Consider the following 5150-nt stretch of genomic DNA (forward strand, 5'->3'; position numbering starts at 1 on the left):
CGGCCTTACGGTCAGTTCGTTGACAGAAGGTGGAGAGGTTATTGAACATATTGGTGACCGTATCCTTGGCCGGGTTGCTCTTGATGATATTCACGACCCGATTACCGATGAAATTTTGGTTGAAGCGAACCAGGAGATTGATGAGAATCTGGTCAAGAAGATTGAAGATGCTGGTCTCGAAAAAGTCAAGATGCGTTCGGTGCTTACCTGTCAGAGCAAGCGTGGTATTTGCGCGAAGTGTTACGGTCGCGATCTTGCCCGAGGTCACATTGTCAATATGGGTGAAGCGGTTGGTGTTATTGCCGCACAATCCATTGGTGAACCTGGTACCCAGTTGACCATGCGTACATTCCATATCGGTGGTACAGCTTCCCGAGCTGCTGAGCAGACCTCTCTTGAAGCTCGCTATGAAGGTTTGGTCAAGTACATCAACCTGCATACCGTTGTGAATGCAGAAGGCTTCCATATTGTCATGAGCCGTAACGGTGAAGTTTCCGTGGTGGATGAGACTGGTCGTGAGCGCGAACGGTACGGCGTTGTCTATGGTGCCAAACTCAAGATCGGGCCGGAAGGTATGGTCAAGGCTGGCGAAACACTTGCTGAGTGGGATCCGTACACTATGCCGATTCTGACAGAAGTCGGCGGTCGGGTTAAGTTTGGTGATATCATCGAAGGTGTAACCATGGAAGAGAAGCTGGATGATGTTACCGGCCTTTCCCGTAAAGAAATTGTAGAGACCAAAGATTCTGATAAGCGTCCAAGAATTGCTATTAAGGATGCCGGAGAGTCTGGAGCAACCATCGGACGTTACTATCTGCCTGTGGGTGCAATTATTAACGTTATTGAAGATGCTGTTATCTGTGGCGGTGATATTATCGCTAAAATACCGCGTGAAACAACCAAGACCAAGGATATTACCGGTGGTCTGCCACGGGTTGCAGAGTTGTTTGAAGCACGTAAGCCAAAAGATTTTGCCGTTATCACTGAAATTGATGGCAAGGTTAATTTTGGTAAGGATTCCAAAGGGAAGCGCAAGGTTATAGTTACGCCTGAACTTGGCGAGCCTAAAGAATATCTGATACCGAAAGGTAAGCATATTAGTGTTCACGAAGGCGACTATGTGCGTGCTGGTGAACCTTTGATGGATGGTTCATCAAACCCGCATGACATTTTGCGTGTTCTTGGTGTTAAGGAGCTTGCAAAATATCTGGTTGACGAAGTACAGGAAGTGTATCGGCTTCAGGGCGTTAAGATTAACGATAAGCATATTGAAGTTATTGTGCGTCAAATGCTGCGTCGCGTCAGAATTAAGGAGGTTGGTGATACAAACCTCTTGATTGACGACCAAGTTGAACGCTATATATTTGAAGAGGAAAATGCCAAGGCGTTTGACGAAGGAAAGCGCGCAGCAACAGCAGAGCCATTGCTGCTTGGTATTACCAAGGCATCGCTCTCAACTGAGTCGTTTATCTCAGCAGCCTCCTTCCAGGAAACTACCAAAGTTCTTACACAGGCGGCTATTGAGGGCAAAATTGACCATTTGCGCGGCTTAAAAGAGAATGTTATTATGGGTCGACTGATTCCTGCTGGTACTGGTATTCAACGCTACCGCCATCTGCGCCTTCATGTGGAAGACCAGTCCTCTGAATCCCCAGTAGAACAGGCAGGAGTAGCTCTTGAGGCAGACGAAGAACAGCAGGCGGCCTGATGTGTAGTTGTCGTTAGTGTCTGTAGCTGCATACAGGGTGATACCTGTATGCAGTTTTTTTGTTGTGGTTGAAAAAAAAGATTGACAGTGCGCGTATAAGTGTTTATGTTACACGTCTAAACTCTATTTGAGCGCGCGACCATGTAGCTGAACAGTAGGCTACAAACAGTGGACGGAGATGCTGGTCTGATTCCAGCCCTACACCTATTCCGTCCCCCACCATGTGTACTTGCAAATGTCGCGCAAGGCTCAATGTAATTGCTGAAAATGTTCTAAAAAAGATATGTCAATGAAAATTATGTTGACATCATATCTACAATATTGGTAGTTTAAATGTTCGCGCTTTTTGCGTCGAAGATTTTTGCTGCTGGGAGACAGGTAATCGTATGCCAACGATCAATCAGTTGATTCGTCAGGGTAGGGAAAAGAAGCGGGATAAGTCTACTGCGCCAGCTCTGAAGAGTTGTCCGCAAAAACGTGGCGTCTGTACAAGGGTTTATACTACAACCCCTAAGAAGCCTAACTCCGCTCTTCGTAAGGTTGCTCGTGTTCGCTTGACAAACGGGATCGAAGTCACCTCGTATATTCCGGGTGTTGGTCATAACCTGCAGGAGCACTCGGTTGTTTTGATTCGTGGTGGTCGGGTGAAAGACTTGCCGGGTGTTCGTTATCATATCGTGCGTGGTACGCTTGACTCCGTTGGTGTTAAGGGTCGTATGCAAGCTCGTTCCAAGTATGGCGCCAAGCGTCCTAAGTAAAAAGTATTTCAGAGGGGTAAGGTATGCCAAGGAGACGTGAAGTACCTAAGCGTGTAATTCTGCCGGATCCAAAATATAATGATAAGACTGTGGCGAAGCTGATCAACATTTTGATGGTTGGTGGCAAGAAGAGTGTTGCCGAGTCGATTCTGTATCGTGCGCTGGATATTGTTGAGAGCAAGACTGGTGAAGAAGCTGTGAAGGCTCTGAAGAAGTGTCTTGATAATATTAAGCCGACGCTGGAGGTTAAGTCACGGCGTGTTGGTGGCTCTACCTATCAGGTGCCGGTTGAGGTGCGCCCCGACCGTCGAGTTTCCTTGGCGATGCGTTGGTTGATTAAGTATTCGGCTGCTCGTTCCGAGAAGACCATGACTGAAAAAATGGCTGGTGAAATTCTTGATGCCTTTAATAGTCGTGGTGCTGCCGTGAAAAAGCGGGAAGATACCCATAAGATGGCTGAGGCAAACCGTGCCTTTGCTCACTATCGCTGGTAGATTTTAGCTCGCTGGAGGAATAGTTCGTGTCACGTTTGTCACCACTTAATAAATATCGCAATATTGGTATCATGGCGCATATTGACGCCGGTAAGACTACAACAACTGAGCGTATTCTGTATTACACCGGCGTTTCGCATAAGATCGGTGAAGTGCATGAAGGTACTGCTACCATGGACTGGATGGAGCAGGAGCAGGAACGCGGTATTACTATTACCTCTGCTGCTACTACCTGTGAGTGGAATGATCATCGGATCAATATTATTGATACTCCGGGACACGTTGACTTCACTATTGAGGTTGAGCGTTCTTTGCGGGTTCTTGACGGTGCGGTAGCTGTGTTTTGTTCAGTTGGTGGTGTAGAGCCACAATCTGAGACCGTTTGGCGCCAGGCTGATAAGTATGGTGTCCCCCGTATCGCCTTTATTAATAAGATGGATCGTATCGGTGCTGACTTCTTCCGTGGTGTTCAGATGATCAAGGATCGTTTGAAGGCAAACCCGGTTCCGCTTCAGTTGCCAGTTGGTAAAGAAGATTATTTTAAGGGTATTGTTGATTTAATCCGGATGAAAGCAATTATCTGGGACGAAGAATCACTTGGTGCCAAGTTTCATGAGGAAGAAATTCCTGAAGATCTGCTTGATGAGGCCCAGGAATGGCGTGATAAACTGATTGAAGAGATTTCGAGCCATGATGATGCTTTGATGGAAAAATACCTTGGCGGTGAAGAGTTAACTGAAGCTGAAATTATGGCTGCTGTTCGCGCCTGTACAATAAAGATTCAGATTATTCCAGTAGTCTGTGGTTCGTCTTTTAAGAATAAAGGCGTTCAGAATCTGCTTGATGCTGTTGTAGATTATATGCCGTCACCGCTTGATATTCCTGCTATTAAGGGTATTGACGAATCCGGCAATGAAGTTGAGCGTAAGGCAGAAGATACAGAGCCATTCTCTGCGTTAGGCTTCAAGATTATGACCGACCCGTTTGTTGGGCAACTTACCTTTATCCGGGTATATTCTGGTGTGTTGCAGTCTGGTTCATATGTATATAACGCTACTAAGGGTAAGCGTGAGCGTATCGGCCGTCTGTTGAAGATGCATGCCAACAAGCGTGAAGAAATTAAAGAAGTGTATGCTGGTGATATTGCAGCAGCTGTAGGTCTTAAATATACCACTACCGGTGACACGCTTTGTAATGAAGATCAGGCGGTTATTCTTGAGTCTATTGAATTCCCTGAGCCAGTTATTTCGATTGCCATTGAGCCGAAGACAAAGGCTGAGCAAGAAAAATTAGGTTTTGGTTTGCAAAAGCTTGCTAGTGAAGATCCTTCCTTCCGGGTTAAGACTGATGAGGAAACTGGTCAAACAATCATTTCCGGTATGGGTGAGTTGCATCTTGAGATTATCGTTGATCGCTTAATGCGCGAATTCAAGGTTGAGGCAAACGTTGGTAAGCCGCAGGTTGCTTACCGTGAAACGATTACCAAGAAGGTTAAGGTTGAGGGGAAGTTTGTACGTCAGTCTGGTGGTCGTGGTCAGTATGGACATGTCTGGTTGGAGGTTGAGCCTCAGCCGGAGCCAGGTAAAGGGTATGAGTTTGTTGATGCAATCAAGGGTGGTGTTGTTCCCCGTGAATATATCCCTGCTGTTGATAAAGGAATTTTTGAAGCCACTGATACTGGTGTGTTGGCAGGGTTCCCGGTTGTTGATGTAAAAGTAACCCTGATTGATGGTTCGTATCACGAAGTTGACTCATCTGAAATGGCGTTTAAGATTGCTGGTTCGATGGGTTTCAAAGAGGGCTGTCAAAAAGCTGGTCCTATTCTACTTGAACCAATTATGTCTGTTGAGGTTGTTGTTCCAGAAGAGTATATGGGCGAAGTTATTGGTGATCTTAACTCCCGACGTGGTCGTATTATGGGAATGGATTCACGTGCAGGTGCTCAGGTTGTCAGTTCCATGGTTCCCTTGGCAAACATGTTTGGTTATTCAACCGACCTTCGTTCAGCAACTCAAGGGCGCGCAACCTACGCCATGACCTTCGATCATTACGAGCCGGTGCCGAAGTCGGTATCTGACGAAATCATAGCAAAAGTAAAAGGGTAATACCCCTCGATTAAAGAAACAGGAGGAACCAGTCGATGGCCAAGGCTAAATTTGAGCGTAATAAGACGCACGTAAACATCGGAAC

General features: G+C 46.3%; 3 protein-coding genes and 1 pseudogene. All 4 read left to right on the forward strand.

What is annotated here, in order from left to right; all coding sequences use genetic code 11:
• Nucleotides 1-1708 (forward strand): annotated as a pseudogene (locus OEL57_RS13890) (DNA-directed RNA polymerase subunit beta'); the annotation flags it as partial.
• 386 nt (nt 1709-2094) lie between these two features.
• Complete coding sequence (gene rpsL / locus OEL57_RS13895) at nt 2095-2466, forward strand: 30S ribosomal protein S12 (protein ID WP_078791580.1); 372 nt, start codon at nt 2095-2097, stop codon at nt 2464-2466.
• Nucleotides 2467-2489: 23 nt separating this feature from the next.
• The gene (rpsG, locus tag OEL57_RS13900) at nt 2490-2960 is read left to right on the forward strand and encodes a 30S ribosomal protein S7 (protein WP_300741235.1); all 471 of its coding nucleotides are present in this window, start codon (nt 2490-2492) and stop codon (nt 2958-2960) included.
• 26 nt (nt 2961-2986) lie between these two features.
• On the forward strand, nt 2987-5065 hold the full coding sequence (gene fusA, locus OEL57_RS13905; RefSeq protein WP_300741237.1) for an elongation factor G: 2079 nt from the start codon (nt 2987-2989) through the stop codon (nt 5063-5065).
• Nucleotides 5066-5150: the final 85 nt, after the last annotated feature.

Origin of the sequence: Trichlorobacter sp. (genome assembly GCF_030247655.1) — a bacterium.
Classification (GTDB): domain Bacteria; phylum Desulfobacterota; class Desulfuromonadia; order Geobacterales; family Pseudopelobacteraceae; genus Trichlorobacter.